Origin of the sequence: Ekhidna sp. (assembly GCF_965227465.1) — a bacterium.
In the GTDB taxonomy this organism is placed as follows: domain Bacteria; phylum Bacteroidota; class Bacteroidia; order Cytophagales; family Cyclobacteriaceae; genus Ekhidna.
Genome location: NZ_OZ245746.1, coordinates 63,166 through 85,579, shown reverse-complemented (window position 1 = coordinate 85,579; position 22,414 = coordinate 63,166). Strand labels below are relative to the sequence as shown.

Annotated in this window: 18 protein-coding genes; 5 read left to right on the top strand and 13 right to left on the bottom strand. The window is 39.6% G+C overall.

Going from position 1 to position 22,414, the window contains the following annotated elements:
- Position 1: 1 nt before the first annotated feature.
- Positions 2 to 655: a lysoplasmalogenase gene (locus ACO05G_RS00395; RefSeq protein ID WP_421764186.1), complete on the top strand. Its 654-nt coding sequence runs from the start codon at positions 2 to 4 to the stop codon at positions 653 to 655.
- 26 nt (positions 656 to 681) lie between these two features.
- Here ACO05G_RS00395 and ACO05G_RS00390 read toward each other — a convergent pair whose 3' ends face one another.
- The 5 genes from ACO05G_RS00390 to ACO05G_RS00370 are packed head-to-tail and all read right to left on the bottom strand — an operon-like array spanning position 682 to position 4,956.
- Complete coding sequence (locus ACO05G_RS00390; RefSeq protein ID WP_421764185.1) at positions 682 to 1,572, bottom strand: hypothetical protein; 891 nt, start codon at positions 1,570 to 1,572, stop codon at positions 682 to 684.
- Positions 1,573 to 1,621: 49 nt separating this feature from the next.
- On the bottom strand, positions 1,622 to 2,740 hold the full coding sequence (dnaJ, locus tag ACO05G_RS00385; protein WP_421764184.1) for a molecular chaperone DnaJ: 1,119 nt from the start codon (positions 2,738 to 2,740) through the stop codon (positions 1,622 to 1,624).
- A 1-nt stretch (position 2,741) separates the two neighbouring features.
- The gene (locus tag ACO05G_RS00380) at positions 2,742 to 3,344 is read right to left on the bottom strand and encodes a nucleotide exchange factor GrpE (protein ID WP_421764183.1); all 603 of its coding nucleotides are present in this window, start codon (positions 3,342 to 3,344) and stop codon (positions 2,742 to 2,744) included.
- Between the two features lie 44 nt (positions 3,345 to 3,388).
- The gene (gene obgE, locus ACO05G_RS00375; protein WP_421764182.1) at positions 3,389 to 4,375 is read right to left on the bottom strand and encodes a GTPase ObgE; all 987 of its coding nucleotides are present in this window, start codon (positions 4,373 to 4,375) and stop codon (positions 3,389 to 3,391) included.
- A 5-nt stretch (positions 4,376 to 4,380) separates the two neighbouring features.
- Positions 4,381 to 4,956, bottom strand: a complete 576-nt coding sequence (locus ACO05G_RS00370; RefSeq protein ID WP_348283538.1) for an adenylate kinase — start codon at positions 4,954 to 4,956, stop codon at positions 4,381 to 4,383.
- Positions 4,957 to 5,048: 92 nt separating this feature from the next.
- Between ACO05G_RS00370 and ACO05G_RS00365 the strand changes: the two genes are divergently transcribed.
- Entirely contained in the window at positions 5,049 to 5,498 is a 450-nt protein-coding gene (locus tag ACO05G_RS00365) for a hypothetical protein (protein ID WP_421764181.1), read from the top strand.
- A gap of 2 nt (positions 5,499 to 5,500) precedes the next feature.
- Here the strand turns inward: ACO05G_RS00365 and sdaAA are convergent, their stop codons facing one another.
- A complete protein-coding gene (gene sdaAA, locus ACO05G_RS00360) occupies positions 5,501 to 6,409 on the bottom strand; it encodes an L-serine ammonia-lyase, iron-sulfur-dependent, subunit alpha (protein WP_348283536.1) in 909 nt (302 codons plus the stop codon).
- Positions 6,410 to 6,488: 79 nt separating this feature from the next.
- On the opposite strand from sdaAA, the gene hemE reads away from it, so the two are divergent.
- On the top strand, positions 6,489 to 7,511 hold the full coding sequence (gene hemE, locus ACO05G_RS00355; RefSeq protein ID WP_421764180.1) for a uroporphyrinogen decarboxylase: 1,023 nt from the start codon (positions 6,489 to 6,491) through the stop codon (positions 7,509 to 7,511).
- On the opposite strand, the gene ACO05G_RS00350 is transcribed toward hemE, so the two are convergent.
- The 7 genes from ACO05G_RS00350 to ACO05G_RS00320 form a co-directional block, all read right to left on the bottom strand.
- On the bottom strand, positions 7,505 to 9,844 hold the full coding sequence (locus ACO05G_RS00350) for a response regulator (protein ID WP_421764179.1): 2,340 nt from the start codon (positions 9,842 to 9,844) through the stop codon (positions 7,505 to 7,507). The two genes, hemE and ACO05G_RS00350, sit on opposite strands and share 7 nt — an antisense overlap.
- 17 nt (positions 9,845 to 9,861) lie before the next feature.
- Positions 9,862 to 10,860 carry a bifunctional heptose 7-phosphate kinase/heptose 1-phosphate adenyltransferase gene (locus ACO05G_RS00345; RefSeq protein WP_421764178.1) on the bottom strand — a complete coding sequence of 333 codons (999 nt, stop codon included), beginning with the start codon at positions 10,858 to 10,860 and terminating at the stop codon, positions 9,862 to 9,864.
- 3 nt (positions 10,861 to 10,863) lie between these two features.
- Entirely contained in the window at positions 10,864 to 12,060 is a 1,197-nt protein-coding gene (locus tag ACO05G_RS00340; protein WP_421764177.1) for a pyridoxal phosphate-dependent aminotransferase, read from the bottom strand.
- An 86-nt stretch (positions 12,061 to 12,146) separates the two neighbouring features.
- A complete protein-coding gene (gene porV / locus ACO05G_RS00335) occupies positions 12,147 to 13,358 on the bottom strand; it encodes a type IX secretion system outer membrane channel protein PorV (RefSeq protein WP_348283531.1) in 1,212 nt (403 codons plus the stop codon).
- 100 nt (positions 13,359 to 13,458) lie between these two features.
- Entirely contained in the window at positions 13,459 to 16,791 is a 3,333-nt protein-coding gene (gene porU / locus ACO05G_RS00330; protein ID WP_421764176.1) for a type IX secretion system sortase PorU, read from the bottom strand.
- A 35-nt stretch (positions 16,792 to 16,826) separates the two neighbouring features.
- Positions 16,827 to 17,483, bottom strand: a complete 657-nt coding sequence (pssA, locus tag ACO05G_RS00325; protein WP_421764175.1) for a CDP-diacylglycerol--serine O-phosphatidyltransferase — start codon at positions 17,481 to 17,483, stop codon at positions 16,827 to 16,829.
- A complete protein-coding gene (locus tag ACO05G_RS00320) occupies positions 17,480 to 18,118 on the bottom strand; it encodes an MBL fold metallo-hydrolase (RefSeq protein WP_421764174.1) in 639 nt (212 codons plus the stop codon). The genes pssA and ACO05G_RS00320 overlap by 4 nt, the downstream gene beginning before the upstream one ends.
- Positions 18,119 to 18,157: 39 nt before the next feature.
- Here ACO05G_RS00320 and ACO05G_RS00315 point away from each other — a divergent pair, with 39 nt between their 5' ends.
- A complete protein-coding gene (locus ACO05G_RS00315; RefSeq protein ID WP_421764173.1) occupies positions 18,158 to 19,198 on the top strand; it encodes an NAD(P)/FAD-dependent oxidoreductase in 1,041 nt (346 codons plus the stop codon).
- Positions 19,179 to 22,391: a translocation protein TolB gene (locus tag ACO05G_RS00310; protein WP_421764172.1), complete on the top strand. Its 3,213-nt coding sequence runs from the start codon at positions 19,179 to 19,181 to the stop codon at positions 22,389 to 22,391. The genes ACO05G_RS00315 and ACO05G_RS00310 overlap by 20 nt, the downstream gene beginning before the upstream one ends.
- Positions 22,392 to 22,414: the final 23 nt, after the last annotated feature.

Here is a 22,414-nt window from a genome sequence, read left to right as displayed (position 1 = left end):
TATGTCGAGATATGTTTTATGGATATACCTGCTTGTATCCATCGCGAATCTAATTGCAAAGGTCATCCCTTCTGAGGAGCTCAATCAATATACCAAGCCACTTTTGATGCCTCTGCTTATACTTTACGTATACAAATCCAGTTTGGGTAAGACAACCGCACGAGTCCTCATTCTATGTGTCGCACTGTTATTTTCCTGGCTTGGAGATGTGGTGCTCATGTATCAGGAGGACCCTACTTTCTTTATGATAGGAATTGGATTATTTCTGATTGCTCAAGTCACCTATATTTTCATCCTATATAAATCTACTTATCAGAAACCAACACTTAACCTCCTCCAGGTCGCTCCATTTATCATCTATGCCATTCTCTTATTTTATATTCTCATACCTGCGGGTGATTTCACAATTCCCATAATCATTTACGGGCTGGTCATACTGACGATGGCTATAATGGCAAGGCTGAGAGAAGGTCACACTGTGCAAGAAAGCTACAAGTTTGCTTTTTGGGGTAGCTTATTTTTCCTACTATCCGATTCAATTTTGGCAATAAATTCTTTTTATTCTGCTATACCATTGGCAGGAGTTTGGATTATGAGCACATACTGTGCCGCTCAATTTTTACTGGTAAAAGGGCTATTAAAACATGTAGAATGAGTGATGGTGGTTATGAGCGGAGTTGGCTAGTCCGTATATCTGAAACGAACCATACCTAGTGCGACATCCACATCGAAAGAGAGCAAATTCTCTGCATCAGCAGAATAACTCGTATTGACAAAAACATTCTTTTCGACTTCCTCGAACCCTTTTGCAATTTTAACTGCGCAAAGCGGAGAATCTCTTATGTAAATAATTACCGGTGTGCCCTCTTTTGGAAGCAGGATTTCCAGATTACCTGCACCCACAGAAGCATCGACGGTACATTTTTCGCTCATTTCTCTCTCGAAATCCAAAAGCACATTTCCAAAGCCAATTTTGGTAATCACATTTTTGGCCCTGGCCAGCTCCATTCTTTTAGCGACAATGGATCCAAAATCCGCTTTGACATAAAAAGTATCCATTTGGATTGGATTTATATTGCCATCGTCATAGCCAACCACAATATCTGCGCTTCCTGATTTAATTTTCAATCTCTGCACAGACGACCCTGTGAGATTTACATCTGCGTTACCAAAACCATAGATGAGATTAAGTCGGTATGTTTTGTTTTCTCCAAGATTTACTTTCCAGAAATCATTGTCTTTTTCATTTCTGGAAACTGCCATGGAGAAGCTGTCACCAAATCCAGATGAGTTATATTCATCTAAGGCTAGCTTGGCGTAGCACGTATTGTTTTTAACCTTACTCGCAAAGGTGGGATTGATCTTTTCAAGATCCGGATTTCCGTAAATTGTTAATGGATTATTATCTGAATCAGCCTGTTTTAATAAGCAATTAGTGGCAGTTGCTTTTAGATAGAAGTCAACGGTATCAAATTCCGATGACTCTTTTATTGTATAAAATTTTGAAAGTTGTGCAAACGCACCTAGACTCATTAGCAGGGAAGTGCCCGCTATCATTACCAACCGCAACATGGAAGGTATTACGCAAAGGCTAATGGTATGTTACGTTTCTTCGATCGATTTAGAAAAATTCTTTCATTCGCTCAAAAAAGCTTTTGTCTGATTTGCCCGGATCCGGTTGAAAATTTGGTGAATTCCTCAAAGATTCTAATGTTTCTTTTTCTTCAGCACTCAGCTTTTTGGGAGTCCAAACGTTTACATGTACCAATTGATCTCCTTGCCCGTACCCTTCTACAGATTTAATTCCTTTTCCTCTTAATCTTAAAATCTTTCCGCTTTGAGTCCCCTGATCGACTTTGATTTTCACTTTGCCATCTATGGTTGGTACTTCTATTGATGTTCCTAAAGCTGCATCAATGAAATTGATATATAAATCATATATCACATTGTTTCCATCGCGTTTCAGAATTTCATGCTCTACTTCTTCAACCAGGATCAACAAGTCTCCCGGAATGCCTCCAGCAACCTCATTTCCCTTTCCAGACATGGACAATTGCATACCATCTGTGACACCTGCAGGAATTTTTATAGGAATGACCTCCTCCTGTCTTTTCAATCCTGAACTATCGACCCCAGTCGCCCGACTTTCTACTGTCTGACCGCTACCTCCACAAGCTGGACAGGTAGATGTGCTCATCATCTGGCCAAGCATGGTATTCATCACTTTCCTTACCTGGCCGCTTCCACTACAGCTTGAACAAGTTTGAAACTTGGTGTCAGGATCTACTATGAGCCGATTTACCTTGATTTTCTTTTCAACACCGTGTGCGACTTCCTCTAAAGTAAGTTTCAGCTTGATACGCAGGTTTGTACCTTTTCTAGTTCTTCTGCCGCCGCGACCTCCGCCACCAAAAAAACTATCGAAAGGACTTCCTCCGCCACCAAAAATATCGCCAAACTGAGAGAATATGTCCTCCATATTCATACCTCCACCACTAAAGCCTCCTCCAGCTCCACCTACGCCTTGATGACCAAACTGATCGTATCGCTGACGCTTTTCATCATTGCTTAAAATCTCATAAGCTTCAGCCGCTTCCTTAAACTTCTCTTCGGCTTCCTTATCATCCGGGTTCTTATCCGGGTGATATTTAATGGCAATCTTACGATACGCCTTCTTTAGCTCTTCTTTGCTAGCTGAGCGATCAACTCCTAATATTTCGTAAAAATCTCTTTTTGCCATGTTATTGCTTAGCTCCTACTACTACTTTTGCGAATCTCACTATTGAATCACCAAGCGTATATCCCGGTTCAACTACATCTACAATCTTGCCTTCTAAATCTTTTTCTGATGGAATCTGAGTGATTGCCTCATGCTTTTCATCATCAAACTCATCCCCTTTTTTTACTTCCATCTTTTTCAAACCTCGATTCTCCAAAGATTTGTTGAGTTTGTTTTGTATTAGTACCATACCCTCTCGGAGCGCCTTGATATCCTTGCTTGATTCTGAAGCTGACATTGCTCGCTCGAAATCATCTAACACCGGAATAAGATCAGACATTAAGTCCTTGTTCGCGGTGCTAATGAGATCCAGTTTTTCCTTCGAGGTTCTTCTTCGGAAATTTTCAAACTCCGAGTATAATCTTAAATATTTGTCCTTTGCTTCTCCAAGCTGTTCTTCTAAAATAGGCTCAGAGCTCTCATCAGCATCGTCTTCTTGCTCTTCATTTTCAACTTCATTCACTTGCTCTTCGTTTGACTTAGCTTCCTGCTCCTCAATCACTTCTGATTCCTTGTTCACTTTTTCTTTTGTTTCCTTCATTTCTACATGCTTAAAGACCATCATGTTTTGACAATTTCTTTGCCAATGACACTGGATGTGTCAATATGTCAGTTAGTTAAGGTATTCCAGATTTTATCTTTCAACTCCTGTACACCTAAACCTGTCACACTGGATATAAATATCGTTTGGATTTCAGGCAATTCATTTTTCATTTCGACCATCAGCTCTTCATCGAGCAGGTCGGATTTAGAAATTGCCAGCAGCCTATCCTTGTCCATCAACTCCGGGTTGTGCTTCTCCAGCTCTCCCATAAGTATGTCAAATTCTTTCCTGATATCGGCTGCATCTGCCGGTATCATGAAAAGAAGAATAGAGTTTCGTTCTATGTGACGAAGAAAACGATTTCCAAGACCTTTTCCTTCAGCGGCCCCCTCTATAATTCCAGGTATATCGGCCATTACAAAAGACTTATAATCTCTGTAAGGCACCACTCCAAGATTAGGCACCAGAGTAGTAAAAGGATAATCTGCAATTTCTGGTTTTGCTTCCGACACTACTGAAAGCAGGGTTGATTTTCCAGCATTAGGAAACCCTACAAGTCCAACATCGGCCAAGATTTTTAATTCGAGTATTATCCAGGCTTCTTTTCCTTCTATTCCTGGTTGAGCATATCGGGGCGTCTGATTGGTGGCTGTTTTATAGTGCACATTTCCTCTTCCACCTATGCCTCCAGAAAGAAGGATTTTTTCCTCCCCGTCCTCCATGATTTCCAAGAGCTTTTCATTCGTTTCAGAATCCCGAGCTATGGTGCCTATCGGCACTTCCAAGATTATGTTTTCTCCGTCTTTTCCAAATCGTCTGTTACCCTCCCCATGACCTCCATTTTCAGCCATGATGTGCTTTTTGTACTTTAAGTGAAGTAGGGTCCAAAGTTGGCTATTGCCTCTGAGAATGATGTTACCTCCATGACCTCCATCCCCACCATCAGGTCCACCTTTAGGTACGTGTTTCTCGCGACGGAAATGTACAGACCCAGCTCCTCCATCCCCGGATCTGCCGTAGAATTTTACATAATCTATGAAGTTTGAATCCATTGGTCTTAGACCTCTAGGGCAGAAACAGTCTTATTAATTTCTGAAAAAATATCATCGATATTTCCGATCCCATTAACTGTTGAAAGTCGATTTTGCTCCTGGTAAAATGGCAATACGTGGACCGTTTTATTGAAGTATTCGCTTATTCTTTTATCAAGTTTGTCAGAGGCATCATCTGCCCTGTTTTCCAGTTTCTTCCTCTTAGCGATTCTTTGCCTTACCTCTTCTTCAGTAACCTTTAATTCGATTACTGCATGAATCCGTGAATTAAGTGATTCCATCAATTCATCCAATGCTTTTGCCTGATCTACTGTTCTGGGGAATCCATCAAAAAGAAAACCGCTGGCATCCGGATTTTTTTCTACTTCTGCTCGAAGCATGGCAATGGTTATATCATCAGAAACCAATTGGCCGCTATTGATGATTTCTTTCACCCTCTTTCCTAGTTCGGTATCATTTTTTGTATGCCACCTAAAGATATCTCCAGTTGAAATGTGACAAAGACCATACTTCTCTATTAACCTCTCACTCTGCGTACCTTTACCCGCTCCTGGAGGACCAAACAATATAATATTTAGCATACCTTCAATTTGTAAAAAGCGACAAAGATAAGGGCTAAAAGTGTTTCGGGAGGTCTGATTTTAAACTAGTATCAGTAAGTTAGCCAACTATTATGGCGACAGTTCTAAAATACTTCACGGTTTACTTCCTTAGCGGGCTCAAATTTGTATTTGGACCAACATTTGGAGTAGCGAATGATCTACCTGTTATCGCCATAATTATCCTCACTTCTTTAGGCATGATGACTACCATTTACCTCTTCACATTTTTTGGAGAGGAAATCCATAGTTTTTTTCAGAGATTCAGAAAGAACAAAAAAGTGTTCACTAATAAAAGCAGGCGCTTTGTGAAAATTTGGAAGAAGTTTGGACTAAAAGGATTATGCCTGCTTACCCCTCTTTTATTAACTCCACCAGGAGGAGGGCTCCTGGTCAACTTAATTGGTGCTAAGAAAAAAGACATTCTAAAATGGATGTGGATTAGTGCGGTACTATGGAGCACCATCATCACACTAATACTAAAATATGCGTTTTGGTTAGTTGAAGACTTTATTCCGAGTTAAAATTATTCCGGATCGGGCTCATCATCTAACATTTCGATATCCTGGATTAATACACGCTTTGAAATGGCTCTTCCTGTAGGGGTAGCAGCTAAGCCTCCCTGAGCAGTCTCTTTGTAACGAGCCTCCATACTCTGCCCTACTTCTCCCATCGCATCCACACATTCGTCCACGGGAATGACCGGACTGACATCTGCGAGAGCGATTTGTGCAGAAGAATTGGCAATTGCCGCAGCGCTTGCATTTCTGACGACACAAGGTATTTCAACCAGACCCGCCACAGGATCACAAACCAAACCAAGCATACACTGAATGGTGATTGCAACTGCGTTGAATATTTGATCATCACTACCTCCTAAACAATAAACAATCCCGGCAGAGGCCATAGCTGCCGCCGCTCCAGTCTCTGCCTGGCATCCGCCAACTGCACCGGCAATAGATGCTCGTTTTTCAAGGATTAAGGCTACACCTGCTCCAATGAGCAATGCTTCATAGATTTTTTGATCTTCGATATTATGAATTTCCTGGAGGGTGACTAAAGCACCGGGTAAAATACCGCTTGCTCCGGCTGTTGGTGCCGCCACCACACGTCCCATGCAAGAGTTTACTTCTTTGGCTGCTAAAGCTCTTGCAACTAATTTCTGAAATTCCGGTGAGATTACGGAAGTTGGGTGCTGCATCACTTTCTTTGCACCATTATTTATCATTCCAGAATATGAACTCATCTCCTCACTCAGGCCAGATTGAACTGCTTCCTTCATTACCTGGTATGCCTGATCGATTCCAGTCCAAATATCTTTTTCCACCTTTCCTTTCTGGTTTATCTCGAAATCAAGGACAGGCTTATACAACGGGATTTTTTTCTCGTCACATTCCTTTTTCCACGATTCAAAACTGTTAAATAGTACTGCCATACTCAAAGATACCAATAGTTTAGAGCAATAACTTGAGCTTTACTCCCTCAGTTTATCGATCGTGTCTATTTTTGCCACGATGTTGAAAAATGATCTTATACTTAGAGCTGCTAGAGGAGAAAAGACTGAGCGCACCCCAGTTTGGCTAATGAGACAAGCCGGCAGGATTTTACCGGAGTATCGTGCGGTTAGAAATAGTCTTTCGGGGTTTAAAGAACTGGTAGAAACTCCGGAGTTGGCAGCTGAGGTTACTATTCAGCCCGTGGATATTCTTGGAGTAGACGCAGCTATCATTTTCTCAGATATTTTAGTGATTCCTGAGGCGATGGGGTTAACCTATGAAATGGTTGAAAAGAAGGGGCCACATTTTCCTAAGACCGTCGAAACTGTAAATGATATTCAAGCGCTAAAAGTTGCTGATCCTACAGACTTAAGCTATGTATACGAAGCAATTAGCATTACAAAAAAAGAACTCAATGGAAGAGTTCCTGTTATCGGTTTTGCAGGGGCACCCTGGACCATTTTTTCTTATATGATAGAAGGAGGAGGTAGCAAGACCTTCTCTAAAGCGAGGAGGCTTTTATATGAAGATCCTAAAATGGCAGATCAACTTTTGGAGATGATCACTCAATCGACCATCGGGTACCTTAAAAATCAAATAAAAGCAGGTGCAGATATGCTTCAAATCTTTGACTCATGGGCAGGAGTTCTTCCACCCAAACATTACAGTCGATTTTCCCTTAAGTATATCTCTCAAATCTGTGATGCAATTGATGAGGTCCCTATAACCGTATTTGCTAAAGGTGCATGGTGGGCTCTTCCAGAGCTTGCTAACGTGAATTGTCGAACGGTAGGGTTAGACTGGAACATGAACCCGAAGGAAGTAAAAAGTATTTTGACTGGAAAAACACTACAGGGAAATTTAGATCCATGCGCGCTTTACGGATCAGAGGCAACAATAAAAGAAGCAACAAAACAAATGCTGGAAGACTTTGAAGGACATCCATATATTGCAAATCTGGGGCATGGGGTCTATCCAGATACGGATCCTAATAAGGTTAAGTATTTTATTGAGTGTGTGAAAGAGTTATCTTCTCACTGATATTTCATATAAGAAGCTATTTTCCTTCTTAATTCATTTGGATCAAATGGCTTGGTGATGTAATCATTCATCCCAGCCGCAATAACGTCTTGTCTTACTTTCAATAAAGCTGAAGCAGTAAGTGCAATAATCGGTGTTTTCTCATCAAAGGTTCTGATTTTTCGTGAGGCCTTATAACCGTCCATTATTGGCATCTGCAAATCCATTAAGACCAAATCATACTTGTTGTTTTGCATCATTTCAACACCTTCCTGTCCATTATGAGCAACCTCAACTTTAAGTTCCCATTTTTTGAGAAACTTCTTAGCAACCATGATATTCATTTGATTATCCTCCACTAAAAGGATTTTTTTACCAACAAGGATATTTGAATCTTCCTCTTCCAGAACTGCCTGATCTACTTCTGCATGAAGAACCTTTTTGAAGCTCAAATCAAACCAGAAAATAGTCCCTGACCCTGGCTCACTTTTAACGTAGATTTCTGAGCCCACCATGTTCAATATCTTGCGAATAATCGCCAGACCTAGCCCGGTTCCTCCAAATTCTCTGGTTGTTGAGGAGCCTGCTTGGGTGAACCTCTCAAAAATTACTTTTTGTTTGTCATAGGGGATACCGATTCCAGAATCTAATACCTCAGTTCTCACCGTTTGAATCCGCTCATCCTCACTTAATAGCGTAGTTTTTAACTTGACGTATCCCTTAGAGGTAAATTTTAATGCATTGTTAATCAAATTATTGAGGACCTGATATATTCTTGTTTGATCTGCTAATACGAGCGGATGCATTTTTTCATCTATGTCCAAATCTAAAATAAGCCCTTTTTCGTTAGCCAGAGCAGTATGCGCTTTTATGATTTTAGCGGAGAGTGTTTTGAGATTCACTTCAGTAAACTCGAATTCAATTGACCCAGACTCAAGTTTATTATAATCCAGAATATCATTGATCAGGGCTGTCAGATGTTCTGCTGAAAATTGAAGAGACTCCAGGCTTTCTTTTTGATCTTTCCTTGGGTTTTCATTTATCAAGAAGTGAGAAATCCCAACCACTGCATTTAGCGGTGTTCGTATTTCATGCGAAATGGTACTTAAGAAATCTGTCTTAGCTTTTGATGCTGATTCTGCTGCATCCTTTGCCTTCTTTAAGGAATGGGCAAAACGATAGGAAAGTATGAGTGATTGAAAAAAGAAAAATAAGATGAAACCTATAAATGTAAGGAATGTATTTTCCTGAACAGGAGTGAGATAGACTGATATAAGATACACAGCCACCATAAATACAATTCCGGTACTTGCAAATGCATATTGGGCACCAGTTCGGTTCCGTTTATATGCAATCCAATAGACATAGATCAGGTAGAATATGGCTACTATCACTAAAATAAAGAAGGGCTCAACCAGCTGTGTAAAGACGGAAGTAGGCGCTAACAGTGACAGCAAAGCAAATATTCCTGATATCACTGAAAACCCTAGCAAGATTGTCTTTTTACTATCCTCTGGATATAATAGATAGCTGTAAATCGTGAAAATCCCACATGGTATGAAGAGAGCCAGATATTCACTTCTAATAATCAAATCCCATGACATATTGGGGTACAGCGCGTGGATTGCATATTCGCCACTCCCAACCATTCTATAGCTGAATGTTATGCAGAACAAGGCAAAGAAAAGAACTGATTTTTCATGTTGACCAAACATAAATAATCCAAGAAAAAACAGTCCGCCCATTATTAGACTCCCACTTAAAAGAAAGTCATAACTGAAATCAAAATCTCTTTTCGCGTTAAGCACCTTGCGATCGCCTATCATGATCGGCTCTCTGACTCCTCCTTTTGTATGGCGGAAATTGGATACCTGAAGAACAAATGTTAATGTGTTTTGGAATCTCGCAATCGAAATTACTTGTGGCATCCAATCCGGACGTGAGGACTCTTTATTTTTCCCCACCTGACCATTTCTGCCTATTTCGAAACCATCGTAATAAAGCACATACGAATTATAAGATTCACCTAGTGAAATGGCCAATTGAGGTGTTTTTGGTGGTAAAAGAACCTTTATTCGATAGGTCGCATATCCTTGCGCCGATATTTTATTTCCATTTCTTGTTACACCCCCATTCCAGAGTTTAGGAAATTGATAAAAATCCTTCTCATAAAAATCGATGGAGTCGGGCTTAATCAGCTTTTCCCAATAAAACTCCCACTCACCATTGAGTGAGACCGCTTTGTTCTTTAAGTCTGTTTTTGATAAATCAATTACGCCATCAATAACTTCCTGTGAGTTGGCACTCAAGGGCATCCATACAAGAACGGCTAGGGTTATTAAGATTTTCTTCATGGCTGACAACAGCCAAATTAAAGATATTTTCCGAGTATCGGATTCTCTTTGGCTTCCTTAAACAGCATTTCTTTATCTATTGGCACCACACCTGCCATTTCACAGACCATTCCCCCTCCAATATTCGCCAATTCAGCTATAAACTCTATCGGCAAACCAAGCGTAAGACATAACCCGGCTATACTGATCACGGTATCACCAGCGCCTAATACTTCCACTATTTGTCTTGGATGAGATTTTAACTTACCTGACTCTTTTCCTGAATCATAGAAAATGCCATTTTTTGACAATGTGATAAGGTAATTATCTGCATTTACACTGGCCTTTAACTTAGAGGCGGCATCTGAAAGCTCTTTCTCCTCCAAGGCATCAAACTCAATATCCAATCCGTCTTTAAGATCAGCAATGTTCACCTTGAATATTGATACGCCCTGATATTTTGTGAAGTTTCTTCTTTTAGGGTCTACTGCAATAGGAATATTCTTCTCATTAGCCAGCTTAATGGTTTCCTTAATGACTTTCGGATTGATTGTCCCTTTATCATAATCCTCGAAAATAACCAAATCACATTCATCTAGGAGATTCTTAATGTGATGCAAAAGCGACTTCTGGTCTAAATCAACCAATGGGTGGACGTCCTCATTATCCACTCTGATCAAGTGTTGAAGACCTGATGTAATTCTAAGTTTAGTTGTTGTTACCCGATTTTGACTCCTAATTATTCCCTTGTTAGGCATCTTTTCATATTCGAGCAACTGTTCGAAAGCCTCTCCATCCGGATCATCCCCAACTACGGAACATAAAATTGGTGTAGCTCCTAGTGCCCGTATGTTCATAGCAACATTTGCTGCACCCCCTAATCGACGTTCTCGCTTCTCCAGTGTAAGTACCGGTACCGGTGCTTCCTTCGAAATCTTACTGACATTGCCTCGTAAGTAATAATCCACCACTACATCTCCTACTACAAGAACAGTCTTCCCTTTAAATGCCTCAAATACTTCTTCGATGGATTTCATATGTTATGTCAATTTAGCGAGGGACTCTTTAATCTTAGCAATCGCAGTTTTCAAATCATCTTCAGAAGCGGCATACGAAAGCCTTAAACACTCAGGATCTCCGAAAGCTTCTCCGGTCACCAATGAAACATGTGCATCCTCTAACAGATACATGCATAAATCGTTGATGGACTCAATTTTGATATCTGCTAATGATTTGCCCAGATAATGCCTCACATTTGGAAAGAAATAGAAAGCTCCATGTGGCATATTTACTTCAAAACCAGGTATCTCTTTAAGAAGGTTATATACCAATGCTCTTCTTTTTTCATAAGCCCGTGCCATTTCATGCGTGGGTTCCATAGGGCCCGTTAGCGCTCCAAGAGCTGCACGTTGGGCGATTGAACAATTACCGGAGGTGTATTGTCCCTGCATCTTGTTTGACGCTTTAGCTAGCCACAATGGTGCTCCAATATAACCAACCCTCCAGCCAGTCATTGCAAATCCTTTGGAGAAACCATTCACTGTAACCGTTCTATCCTGCATGCCATCCAAAGTACCAATACTTTCGTGTTTCTCCCCAAAGTTGATTAGCTCATAAATTTCATCTGAAATGACTGTGATATCCTTTCGGTCCTTCAGAACCTCAGCAATTGCTTCCAGTTCCTTTCTATTGAAAACAGAACCTGTTGGATTACATGGGGAAGAAAAAATTAAAGCCTTGGTTTTATCAGTGATTGCCTCTGTGATTTGATTGGCGGTTGCCTTGAAATCATTTTCTATTGTGCCTCTCACAAAAACAGGCGTTCCCTCAGCCAGAAGAATCATCGCCGAATAACTAACCCAATACGGGGTTAGAACAATTACTTCATCGCCAGGATTGAGCATCGCCATAAAAACATTGGCTATGGACTGCTTAGCCCCATTTGATACCACGATTTGATCCGGACTATAATTTAACCCGTTATCCTTCTTAAATTTCTGCGAAATCGCTTTCCTAAGATCAAGGTATCCGTTTACAGGGGGATAAGCGAAGTAATTTTGCGAATCAATAGCTTCTTTTGCAGCTTCTTGAATATGTTTGGGTGTTTTAAAATCAGGCTCTCCCAAACTGAGGCTAATCACCTCGATTCCTTTTTCTTTCATCTCTCGTGCCTTAGCTGCCATCGCTAAAGTGGCTGATTCAGGAATGCTTTTTATACGGTTGGAGAGTACGTTCATAGTTATTGATTTATGCCCCCAAAAATAGAAAGAAGAGTTAACTCTTACGTGTCAACTCTTCTTATAAAGTCTTTTTCTTTTAGGTCTTATTCGTCCGTGGTTGAGTTACTCTTATCAAGGTTGAACAAGAGTGAAATACGAAGTGTATCTGCCAACGGATGGTTTTGTCCTTGAGGGATTAGGTATGAAAAATCAAATCCGAAAATTTGATACCGGAAACCTGCACCAACAGTAAAGTATTTTCTATCTCCTTTATTCTGGTGTTCTGAAAAATACCCTGCGCGAGCTGCAAAAATATCTCTGTACCAGTATTCGGCTCCTACTGAATACGTTAGTTCTTGTATCTCTTCCTGAAACCCTCTTGGCGCATCCCCAAAAGATCCAAATGTTCCAGAAAGCAGGGATCTATCCGGATCCTTACCTTTGGCAATTACTTTGTTCCCATTGCTATCGGTTACAATATCTCCATTTTCATCTGTTTCGTAAATTGGAGGTGTTGGCACCATCATTTTATTGATGTCAAAAGCGATGGTAATTGTGTTGTATAGGTCTAAATTCGTTTTAAACGCTGATCCCAATCTCAAGTTTGCCGGAATAAAGTTTTCATTACTCTCAGCACTATAGGTGATTTTTTGTCCAATATTAGAAATATGGGCTCCCAGTGACAGTTCAGAATTTTTACCGGAGAAAATAAATGGTTTTGTGTAATACCACCCTAAATCAACAGCAACGCTGGTTCCAGCTTTAGCATCAGGTGCTCCAGTGATGTTTCCTGCCAGGTTAGACCAGATAAACCGAAGTGTTACACCAACACTCATATTCTCAGATAGCTTTCTGGAGTAAGTTCCATCAAGCGCCAATTCGCTTGGATTTTCTACTCCATTAGGATTGGCAAACTCATCATAAAGCGCAATCTCTCCTAAATCAAAATATCTAAAGGATGCACCGAAGGTCTGTGTTTGATCTATTTTCTTATAAAAGGCTAAATAATTAAGCGACATATCATCCACGATATTTCCAAGCCATGGTGAATACGAGAATGCAAAGCCCATATCCGTATCAATGAAAGCCAGTTTTGCATTGTTCCAATGAACACTATTTACATCCGGTGATGTTGCTACTCCTACATCACCCATTGCAGAAGCTCTGCTATCAGGAGCAAAACTTAAAAAGGGTACTGCTACTGTAATTGGATTTCTCAAGCTGTCCTGACCAGAAATAAATGTAGACTGACCGAAAGACTGTGCTGAAACGAAAACAAGAAGAACGCCCAATATCTTCTTTAAAAAATGATTCATTCGAATGTTTTTATAAAAGGATGCCAAACTTAACATTATCAGAGGAATACCTATTAAAATTTTAAATAAAACTGTTGATTTTCAACTACTAAGACCATTATTAATTTACTATAACGAGCTTTTGACTAATTTCTTTTGCTGCACCATCCAAACCACTCCTAATAATTAATTTACTAAAGTATATCCCTTGATTCAAAGTCCTTCCTGAATTGGTTTGAGGCTGCCACGGTATTTCGATGCTTCTTTGGCTGTTTTCGAAAACAAATTCATTTTTACTTACCATTTCACCTTTGTTACTGAAAACGATCAATGAGACAAATAAATCTTCATCTTCTCGATCATGCTCAAAGGAAAATGTGGTTGAATGTTGTACAGGATTAGGATATGTAATGGGGTTGTAAACAAATAAGACAGGTCTATCCGAAACGATAAACTCAATGACCTGCTCTGATGAGTTATTGTGGGTGTCCCATGCTTTCAATATTGCAGCATAACTTCCAGGTGCTAAATTCTGAAGCGGATAAACGACTGTACCTTTCCTAAAATCATTCAATTCTGAAGTGTAAAAATCATTTAGGTTAATTACTTCGTCCCCTATTGTAAGGGTAATCCCCTGTATTACACCTGTACTTGTTGTGGTAATCCCATTTTCATCTTCCAGTTCCGCAATAAGTAAAGGTGAATCACCAACCAAGTCTCCATTTTGAAAGGTCGAATCATTCATGAAGGTCCTAATTTGAGGTGACTGATTATCTATTTGAGGATCTGGTGCTGAACCACCAATGACAAATTCACGTGAAGAGCCACCAGCATCGATATTGCTAACCTGATCAAAGGCATATAAGCTCATTTTCCCTTTCTGAAATTGATAGGAAATATTTTTGGGGACAATGAAAGAAAACGAGAATTCGCCATTTTCCACGATTGCCTCCCCTCTGAAAATCGCATTATTTCTCACAGAATAATTATATGTAGGGCTTTCCTGCCCCAAAGTTTTTAGTGATTGCTTTACATCAAAAACAGAAACGGTTAGTCTTCCATTAAAATTTTCAAATTTTGTACCTCCCTGCCTTATCTCGCCTGTCAGATTAATTTCCTCCAAAGCACTGAGTGTGTCAAGTTCATTGGTACTATTTAAAACGATCTCAAGCCTTGGAAATGCTGGCATCATCATGGGATCACCAAGTAGTGTGAAATTTCTATTCACTGGTCCTTCAAGCCCTTCATTTTTTGTTAATCTGATTATGTCCCCTAACCTTAAATGAACATTTCCTTCTTTTCTGAATATGTTTTCGTGAAACGCTTGATTTAAGCTAAAATTTGTGCTGGCAAAAACAGGTCTGCTTGTGGTTAAAAGTGCGATACCACCTCCTTGCTGTAGTAACAAGAGTTCCTCTGCTCCAGAAACGCTAATAGGATCATCATATCTCCCAAATTCGCATGTGGCTGTTACGAAAATTGGAAGTCTATTTCTGTTTGTCAACTCCTCAATATCAGCCTTAGTGAAAATTTGTTCCTCCATCCAGAGCCTCTCATTTCCATGACCGATAAAATTTACGGCGAAGGTTCCATTTTTAATTCGCGTTTTAAGTGCTGCTTTTGCCTGGGGAGATTTTTCGGAAGATCCTGTGCCTTCTTGAACAAATGCATCCAGCAAAATCTTATTTATTTTATATAGAGCGTAGGTTGTATCAATTAGTTCAGACAAATCCTCTACATGGCGAGCATGTATGTTTCCATCTCCATCATCCGCCACATAAGTTATCTCACCTCTCCACTTCCCCAATGTATTAGGACTCGTACAATAGTAAATGATTTTCTCCACCATTGCATTTGCTTCCTCCAGAGACTTGGCCGGCAACCTCCCAACTCCGATTTCCATTGTATGGTCCCCGGATAACGTCTCTTCCCACTCCCCCTCATCGTCTTCTAAAAATCCAAAATAATCATCAGACGAATAGCTGAAAATTGGATGAAAGCTTTGTCTGGACTCGTACGTAGGCACAAAATTGGTGTTCCTGTTAATACGGTTTTTATAGTCATAAGAACAGTCTCCCAGCAATAGCAGGTATTTTAGGTTGCCACCATTTTCATAAACAAACTTCGCATAGTCTCTTACGGCACTTACATCTTGTCGGCCAGAAGAAAACTCGTTATAGACTTGTTGAGTGGTTACGACCTTTACTCTTAATCCATCATGCACTGAATGAAATTGTGCAAGGGTGTTAGCCGCCTGAATGAATGCAGGAGTAGTGATGACCAAACCGTCATAATTTGAGTCTCCTCTCAGGTTTTGATTTGCTACACCACCAAAAACAAACGGGGTGGGAAATTCGCTTCCATTGAATATGACAAACTCTTGAACGTCCAAAGATTGACTTTGAAAAACTGCCTTGTTTTGCTCAATCGAAAATTGCTGGTTTTTTACATCGATAGGGTTCGTCACATCCCATATTACCGCTCCAACTGGAGTATCATCGATTTCATATCTTTTTAGTAATCCCAGATTTTCTGTGCTTCTAAAATCAGTTTCATCATTATACAATCTTAACTCCCGAAGAAAAGACATATGATATCTATCCATAAAACCACGCTCGCCAGCCGCCTGACCATCAAATAAAACTGAAAGAGTAAAAGAAGATTGAGACGGTAAAGTAAAACTACCTTCCTCCTGTCGTGCTTTGATGCTATAGGTAGTTCCCGGGCCGTCAGGTACTGCTTGAATTGGCAAAGACCCTACTTGACTATCATTCACAGATACCATAAAATTTCCCTCCTCCGAAGATTGGCTGACCGAACTTAGTAACAGGTTGATTTCTGAGTCAATGCCATCAATCTGATATGATTGATTATGTGATTCCCCACTATTCATGGTCTCGCCGTACCAACCACGACCAGATGAAATCAGGTTATTTACATCTTCCTCAAATGTCAAATGATCATCAAATGATGTGACTATATCGGTAGGACTTCCTACTAAACTCGGTTGAGATTCAATTCTAACACCGTTAGTTTCTCCAATCCGGATAAAATAATAGGCCGTATCAGCATAAATATTTCGTTGATATTCAAATCCACTCCCTGTCCACTGCTCTAAGTGAGGGCCTACACCGTAAAAAAGCACGTAATCATTTTGATCAAAAGATCCGTCTGACTCACCCGAAACGAAAATTGAATTCTCCAATAAATCTTGCGGTCTGTCAACTGCATTGGATTGAGGCAATATGCCTTTTATGCCATTACCAAAGATGCTGATTTTTCGAGGATCGATCGAAGATGGGATACCCAAAACATCTAGTGTATTCCTATCAATTTTATAGATTCCTGTCTCGGTGATACCAATCTTGTACCATGTACCAGAAGAAAGTACAGAGGACTGTGCAATAGAAATTATTGCTGATAGAAAGAAAATAATGTAAAAAAACCTCCGCATCAGTCTACTTAAACGTACTTGTAGCCACAAAAATTCTATGACTTTTTAGATACCACAAACGAAAACACTGATACCATTAAATAAAATGGGATTAAAAAAGGCAAAAATGTCCATTTGAATACAATTACAAGGCCTAGGACACCTATAATGAGTATCCACCTGGCTTCATTGTTCTTCCAAGTGAATGCAGAAAACTTGAGTGCAATTAATTTGATAGGTGAAACCAACAAGATTGCAGAAAAAAGGCAAATGCTGATTAGGGTGTACTCATACAGTTCGAAAGGAATAAATATCAATGAAGTCAGCATGATCGCGTTTGCCGGTGTTGGCAAGCCTATAAAGCTGTCTGATTGATTATCATCAACGTTGAACTTGGCCAATCTTAGTGCAGAAAAAACAGCAATGGCAATAGCTATCCAGTAAAGTTGAGAGGATTCGCGCAACCACTGCATCATAAAAAAAGTAGGTAAAAGCCCAAAAGAGACTAAGTCAGAAAGTGAATCCAATTGTTTACCTATATCAGACTGAACTTTCAATATTCTGGCGGCAAAACCATCCAAAAAATCAAATAGCCCTGCAGCAATCACAAAGTAAAAAGCCTCAACTTCCTGATTTGATAATGTTATATAAATACCTACACATCCGATTGCCAGGTTCAAGCATGTAAGTAGGTTGGGAATATATTTTTTCATCCTTTCACAAATGGATTGTATTGCTTTTCGTGACCAATGGTGGTCGAAGGTCCGTGACCCGGGAATACTTCTACATCTTCAGGCAATGTATAAACCTTATCCTGAATATTGCGAAGAAGGTCATCATGATTACCTCCCGGCAGATCTGTTCTGCCAATACTTTCCCTGAAAAGAACATCTCCACCAATAATTTTCTTCTCTGACTTATTATAGAAAATTAGATGCCCGGGTGAGTGTCCGGAAACCTCGATCATTTTCAATTTCACTTCATCAAGTATCAAATTTTCATCTTCATTTAAATACTCGTCCACTTCGGCATGCCTATAGCCGGCCATTCCCCACTGTGGCGCATAAGCAGGGACTGAGTCAAAGACCTCTTGCTCATTTTTAGGAATTTTTAAGGGTACTTTGTAATGGCTTTTCAACACATCATTGCCTAAGACATGGTCTATGTGACAATGCGTATTTATAATGGCCTTTACAACCAGGTCATTCATGTGAATGTATTCCTTAAGCTCCTCTACCTCATAATCTTCATAACATCCCGGATCAAAAATTAAGCAGTTGCCTGCTTCAGAAGAAATCACATACGTGTTTTCATAGAATGGATTGAATACAAAAGATTTTAGCCTCATCTGTTTAGTTTTATGCCTTTTTGAGATTGCAAAAGTAAAGTGAGTAAGACAAAGGCAGACTATTTAATTATTGGGCAAGGGATAGCCGGAACCTGGCTAGCCTATGAAATGCTAAAAAAAGAACTGTCTGTGATCATTTATGATGAAGACAAAGAGGAAACATCTTCAAAAAGAGCAGCTGGGATCTACAATCCAATTACCGGAAGAAAGATGGTCAAAACATGGCGAGCTGACGACCTGTTTTTGGATTTAGAAAATAGCTATCAATCAATTGAAGAATCTTTTGGTCATTCCTTTCTCCACCAAACTCCCGTATACAGACCTTTTAAAACAATAGAAGATCAAAATGATTGGGATGGGAGAATCGCTGACAATCATTTTGAGTCTTACTTAAAAGAAATCCCAAAAAAACACATCGGGATTGAGCAAATCAATGATCCTTTTGGAGGCATTATCCTTAAAAATTCCGGGTATGTTGATATCCCGCAAATGCTGAAATCTGCAAAACAATACTTTGAAAATAAGGGAGTTTACAGGGGTAAAGTGTTTGATTATTCCAGGATGAAGCTTAAGGAAGATACTGTACAATATGAAGGGGAAGAATTCAAGAAAATCATTTTTTGTAATGGATTAGTTGATAATCCATATTGGAAATTACCATTTAGACCTGTTAGAGGAGAAATAATGGATATCCAGTGCGATTTAAAATCTGACTTTATCATTAACCAAGGGGTTTTCATGATTCCAAAAAAGGATCGAATAACGGTAGGTTCAACTTACGATCACAATAATCTGACATTTGAACCTCAAGAGGCAGGAATTAAATCCTTATCTGAGCGGTTAAGGAAATTATACTTCGGTAATTTTAAGATTATAGAAAAAAGAGCTGGGGTTAGACCGGCTACTCATGATAGAAAACCGTACATAGGATCACATCCCGTAAATAAAACATTGGGTATTTTTAATGGTTTTGGCACGAAAGGTGTTTCTTTAGCACCGTATTTTGCAAAACATTTCGTTGATGTTTTGATTGGCAAATGTGAGATAGACGAAGAAGTAAATGTTCAAAGAGTTTTTTAAATATATCGTACCACTTTTCTTTATGATAAGTGCTGCCTATAGCCAGCACTATACGACTCCTTTTGGTCAAAACAGGATTCAGTACAAGAAATTTGATTGGTATTACTACAGCACCAACAATTTTGAAATTTATTACTATCCGGGTGGACAGGAGTATGCGCTTGAGGCTATTAACTTTCTTGAAGATGAATTTGTCACATTAACAGATAAACTTGGCTATGCGCCATATAGTAAGACCAAAATATTCGTATATAATTCTATCCACGATCTGCAGCAAAGCAATGTAGGAATAGATGGAGCAGTCTATACAATAGGTGGACGTACGGAATTTGTGAAACTGCAACTGGAGGTCGCTTACCCGGGACAGGCACACCAATTCAAAGAAGATCTCATTTATAAGTTAGCCAGTACGCTTATTAATGACATGATGTATGGTGGGAGCTTGGCTGAAATATTTCAGAATAGTTACTTACTCACACTTCCTGACTGGTTTATTGATGGGGCAGCCAGATATATCGCTTATGGATGGTCAAGGGAAATGGACGACTACCTACGCGATTACATGGGCCGGAAAAAAATCAAAAAACTTAAGCGAATAGATGGCGAATCTGCGGCAGTGGTAGGGCATAGTATTTGGAATTACATAGCGGTGAAGTATGGCGATGGTAACATCTCAAATATTTTGAACCTCACTCGTATCATTAGGAAGGAAGAAAACAGTATAGCGAATACACTTGGCGTTTCATTCAAAAACTTTCTTAATGACTGGCAAAATTATTATTTACTTCAACGGCTGGAAGTTGAGGAAAATTATTCCAAGTCAGGTGATGAGCGATTGTTGCATGATATAAGTAATAGTAAGGACCTAATTACCAGCACGATTCGGTTCAACAAAGACGCGGATAAGGTGGCCTATGCCGCAATCAGGAATGGAAAATACTTTGTCTATGTCACTGACCTAACTTCCGGTAGAACAAAAAAAATCGCAACGGGCGGATACCGAATAAACGGACAGGATGTGGATCGCCATTTGCCACTTTTGGATTGGCAGGATGAATATACATTAGGAGTTATACTTTTTAAACGAGGGTTTTTATACCTCAACACTTTTAATTTGGAAACTGGTGAAAAAGGTCAAAAACCACTTACCCGATTTCGTCAAATTGAAAGTTTTTCATTTAATGACAATGGCAGGTTAGCTGTAATCTCAGGAGACATTGACGGGCAGAATGACATCTTCTTAATCGCAATGAATAGAAATGCACTGAGAAGGATCACCAGAGATGTTTTCGACGATCTTGATCCAACTTTTGTTCCTGGAACAGCAGCAATAGTCTTTAGCTCCAATCGAGAAAGTGACTCAGTAAATGTCACAGATGTATCACTTGAAACACTTGATAAAAATTTTAATTTGTTCGTCTACGACCTTGATACAACAACAGTAAATTTTTTCCGTCTAACCAACACCTATGGAGAAGATCGAAAACCATATGCCAAGAATATAAATGAAGTTTATTACCTGAGTGATCAGCAGGGCATTGCTAATATCTACCGCTACAATTTATTTGATTCCTTAACCACTCAAATCACAAACTTTGATAAAAGCATCGTAAGTTATGACTTGCATTTTAACCCTGATCGACTAACCTATTTAATGTTAGGCGAGGGCGAGCACAGGGTCTATCTGGACTCAATCTCCGATCTAAACAGCAGCAAATTCACAACAGAAACACCTAGAAAGCGACGAGAAAATGCAGTAAGGGTTGTAACTCGGGTGCTTAACTCCGCAAATAATCAACCTCCACCTCCTGAACCAGAAAAAGATGAAATTGATACGGATGATTTCTTATTTGAAGAAGAAATAGGTGACGACACCACTGATGTAGAAGATGCTAGCTGGATAGATACCGATAACTATGTGTTTGAAGATGAGTCTGAGACGTCTTTTGAGCCTGAATCCTTCTTCAGTAAATACCAGAATTTCGAGCAAGAAAACGAGCGAGTAGGACCAATTCCTTACAACCCTAAGTTCACTTTCAACAATGTGATCACTTCATTTCTTTGGGATCCTTATCGAAATTTCATGATGTTCATGGAAACCGAGATCAATGACGTACTCGAAAACTATAAAATAAAGGGTGGAGCATTGGTTAAGACCAATTTTGAGCAGGGAGACATTTTTGCTGAGTTTCAGTACCTAAAGTATTGGATGGATTTCAAGGCAAGGGTAGACAGAAAGACCTATATTCTTGAAAATCAATCCGAAGATGACAACCTAAGACATAAGTATAAACTCAACAGATTTCAACTTACGGCAGCCTTACCTATTACTCATACATTCAGGGTTGAGGCATCTCCATTTTTTACAGAGACATCATTTACTAATCTCAACTTTTTGAGTGTGACCGGGCAAGCATCCGAACAAGCTCAAAATAACAGGGAACAGTATTTTGGGGGCAGTGTAGCATTAATATTCGATAATGCAATTGAACGTTCTTTCAATCTTTATCAAGGTACCAGAGCACTTCTTGAATTCACTTCTCATTTTAATGCAAACTCAAATCTCAACTTCAGCAAGCTTCGGTTTGATTTCAGGCATTATCAAAAGGTACATAGAGAAATTACCTGGGCGAACAGAATCCTCTATGGAAAACAAATGGGGCCTGCACGTAAAGATTATATGTTGGGGGGAATGGACAATTGGCTGTTCGCCTCACAGGACATACAAGGTGAAGAGGATCCACTTTTTATAAGTAATAACCGTGACAACAGTGATATCTTATTTAATGAGTTTGTTACCAATCTAAGAGGACTTGATTACAATGAAGCATACGGATCTGATGTGCTGGTTTTCAATAGTGAGCTAAGAGTTCCACTGTTTCAATACCTCACCAATGGACCCATTAAATCCAACTTCTTTAGAAATTTTCAGATTATCTCATTCTTCGATATTGGTTCTGTGTGGACTGGATCGCCACCATTTAAAGATGGCAGGCCTATTACCAGACGATTTGAGCAAGGACCTTTTACTGCCGAAATAGTAAAATTTCAGAATCCATGGCTAGGAGGATTTGGGTATGGTCTTAGAACCGTACTGTTCGGTTATTACATCAAGTTCGATGTTGCAAGACCATATCTGGATGGAGAAGTTAATGATCGAAGATATTATTTCACGCTAGGACTAGACTTTTAAGGCAAAGATTACCTTTGCATACT

Coding starts and splice junctions, on each gene's coding strand:
- porU (WP_421764176.1), bottom strand. CDS start 16,791: ATGCGGAGGTTTTTTTACATTATTTTCTTTCTATCAGCAATAATTTCT.
- sdaAA (WP_348283536.1), bottom strand. CDS start 6,409: ATGGCAGTACTATTTAACAGTTTTGAATCGTGGAAAAAGGAATGTGAC.
- ACO05G_RS00395 (WP_421764186.1), top strand. CDS start 2: ATGTCGAGATATGTTTTATGGATATACCTGCTTGTATCCATCGCGAAT.
- ACO05G_RS00320 (WP_421764174.1), bottom strand. CDS start 18,118: ATGAGGCTAAAATCTTTTGTATTCAATCCATTCTATGAAAACACGTAT.
- ACO05G_RS00340 (WP_421764177.1), bottom strand. CDS start 12,060: ATGAACGTACTCTCCAACCGTATAAAAAGCATTCCTGAATCAGCCACT.
- hemE (WP_421764180.1), top strand. CDS start 6,489: ATGTTGAAAAATGATCTTATACTTAGAGCTGCTAGAGGAGAAAAGACT.
- ACO05G_RS00380 (WP_421764183.1), bottom strand. CDS start 3,344: ATGATGGTCTTTAAGCATGTAGAAATGAAGGAAACAAAAGAAAAAGTG.
- obgE (WP_421764182.1), bottom strand. CDS start 4,375: ATGGATTCAAACTTCATAGATTATGTAAAATTCTACGGCAGATCCGGG.
- ACO05G_RS00390 (WP_421764185.1), bottom strand. CDS start 1,572: ATGTTGCGGTTGGTAATGATAGCGGGCACTTCCCTGCTAATGAGTCTA.
- ACO05G_RS00310 (WP_421764172.1), top strand. CDS start 19,179: ATGTTCAAAGAGTTTTTTAAATATATCGTACCACTTTTCTTTATGATA.
- ACO05G_RS00350 (WP_421764179.1), bottom strand. CDS start 9,844: ATGAAGAAAATCTTAATAACCCTAGCCGTTCTTGTATGGATGCCCTTG.
- ACO05G_RS00365 (WP_421764181.1), top strand. CDS start 5,049: ATGGCGACAGTTCTAAAATACTTCACGGTTTACTTCCTTAGCGGGCTC.
- pssA (WP_421764175.1), bottom strand. CDS start 17,483: ATGAAAAAATATATTCCCAACCTACTTACATGCTTGAACCTGGCAATC.
- ACO05G_RS00345 (WP_421764178.1), bottom strand. CDS start 10,860: ATGAAATCCATCGAAGAAGTATTTGAGGCATTTAAAGGGAAGACTGTT.
- porV (WP_348283531.1), bottom strand. CDS start 13,358: ATGAATCATTTTTTAAAGAAGATATTGGGCGTTCTTCTTGTTTTCGTT.
- dnaJ (WP_421764184.1), bottom strand. CDS start 2,740: ATGGCAAAAAGAGATTTTTACGAAATATTAGGAGTTGATCGCTCAGCT.
- ACO05G_RS00370 (WP_348283538.1), bottom strand. CDS start 4,956: ATGCTAAATATTATATTGTTTGGTCCTCCAGGAGCGGGTAAAGGTACG.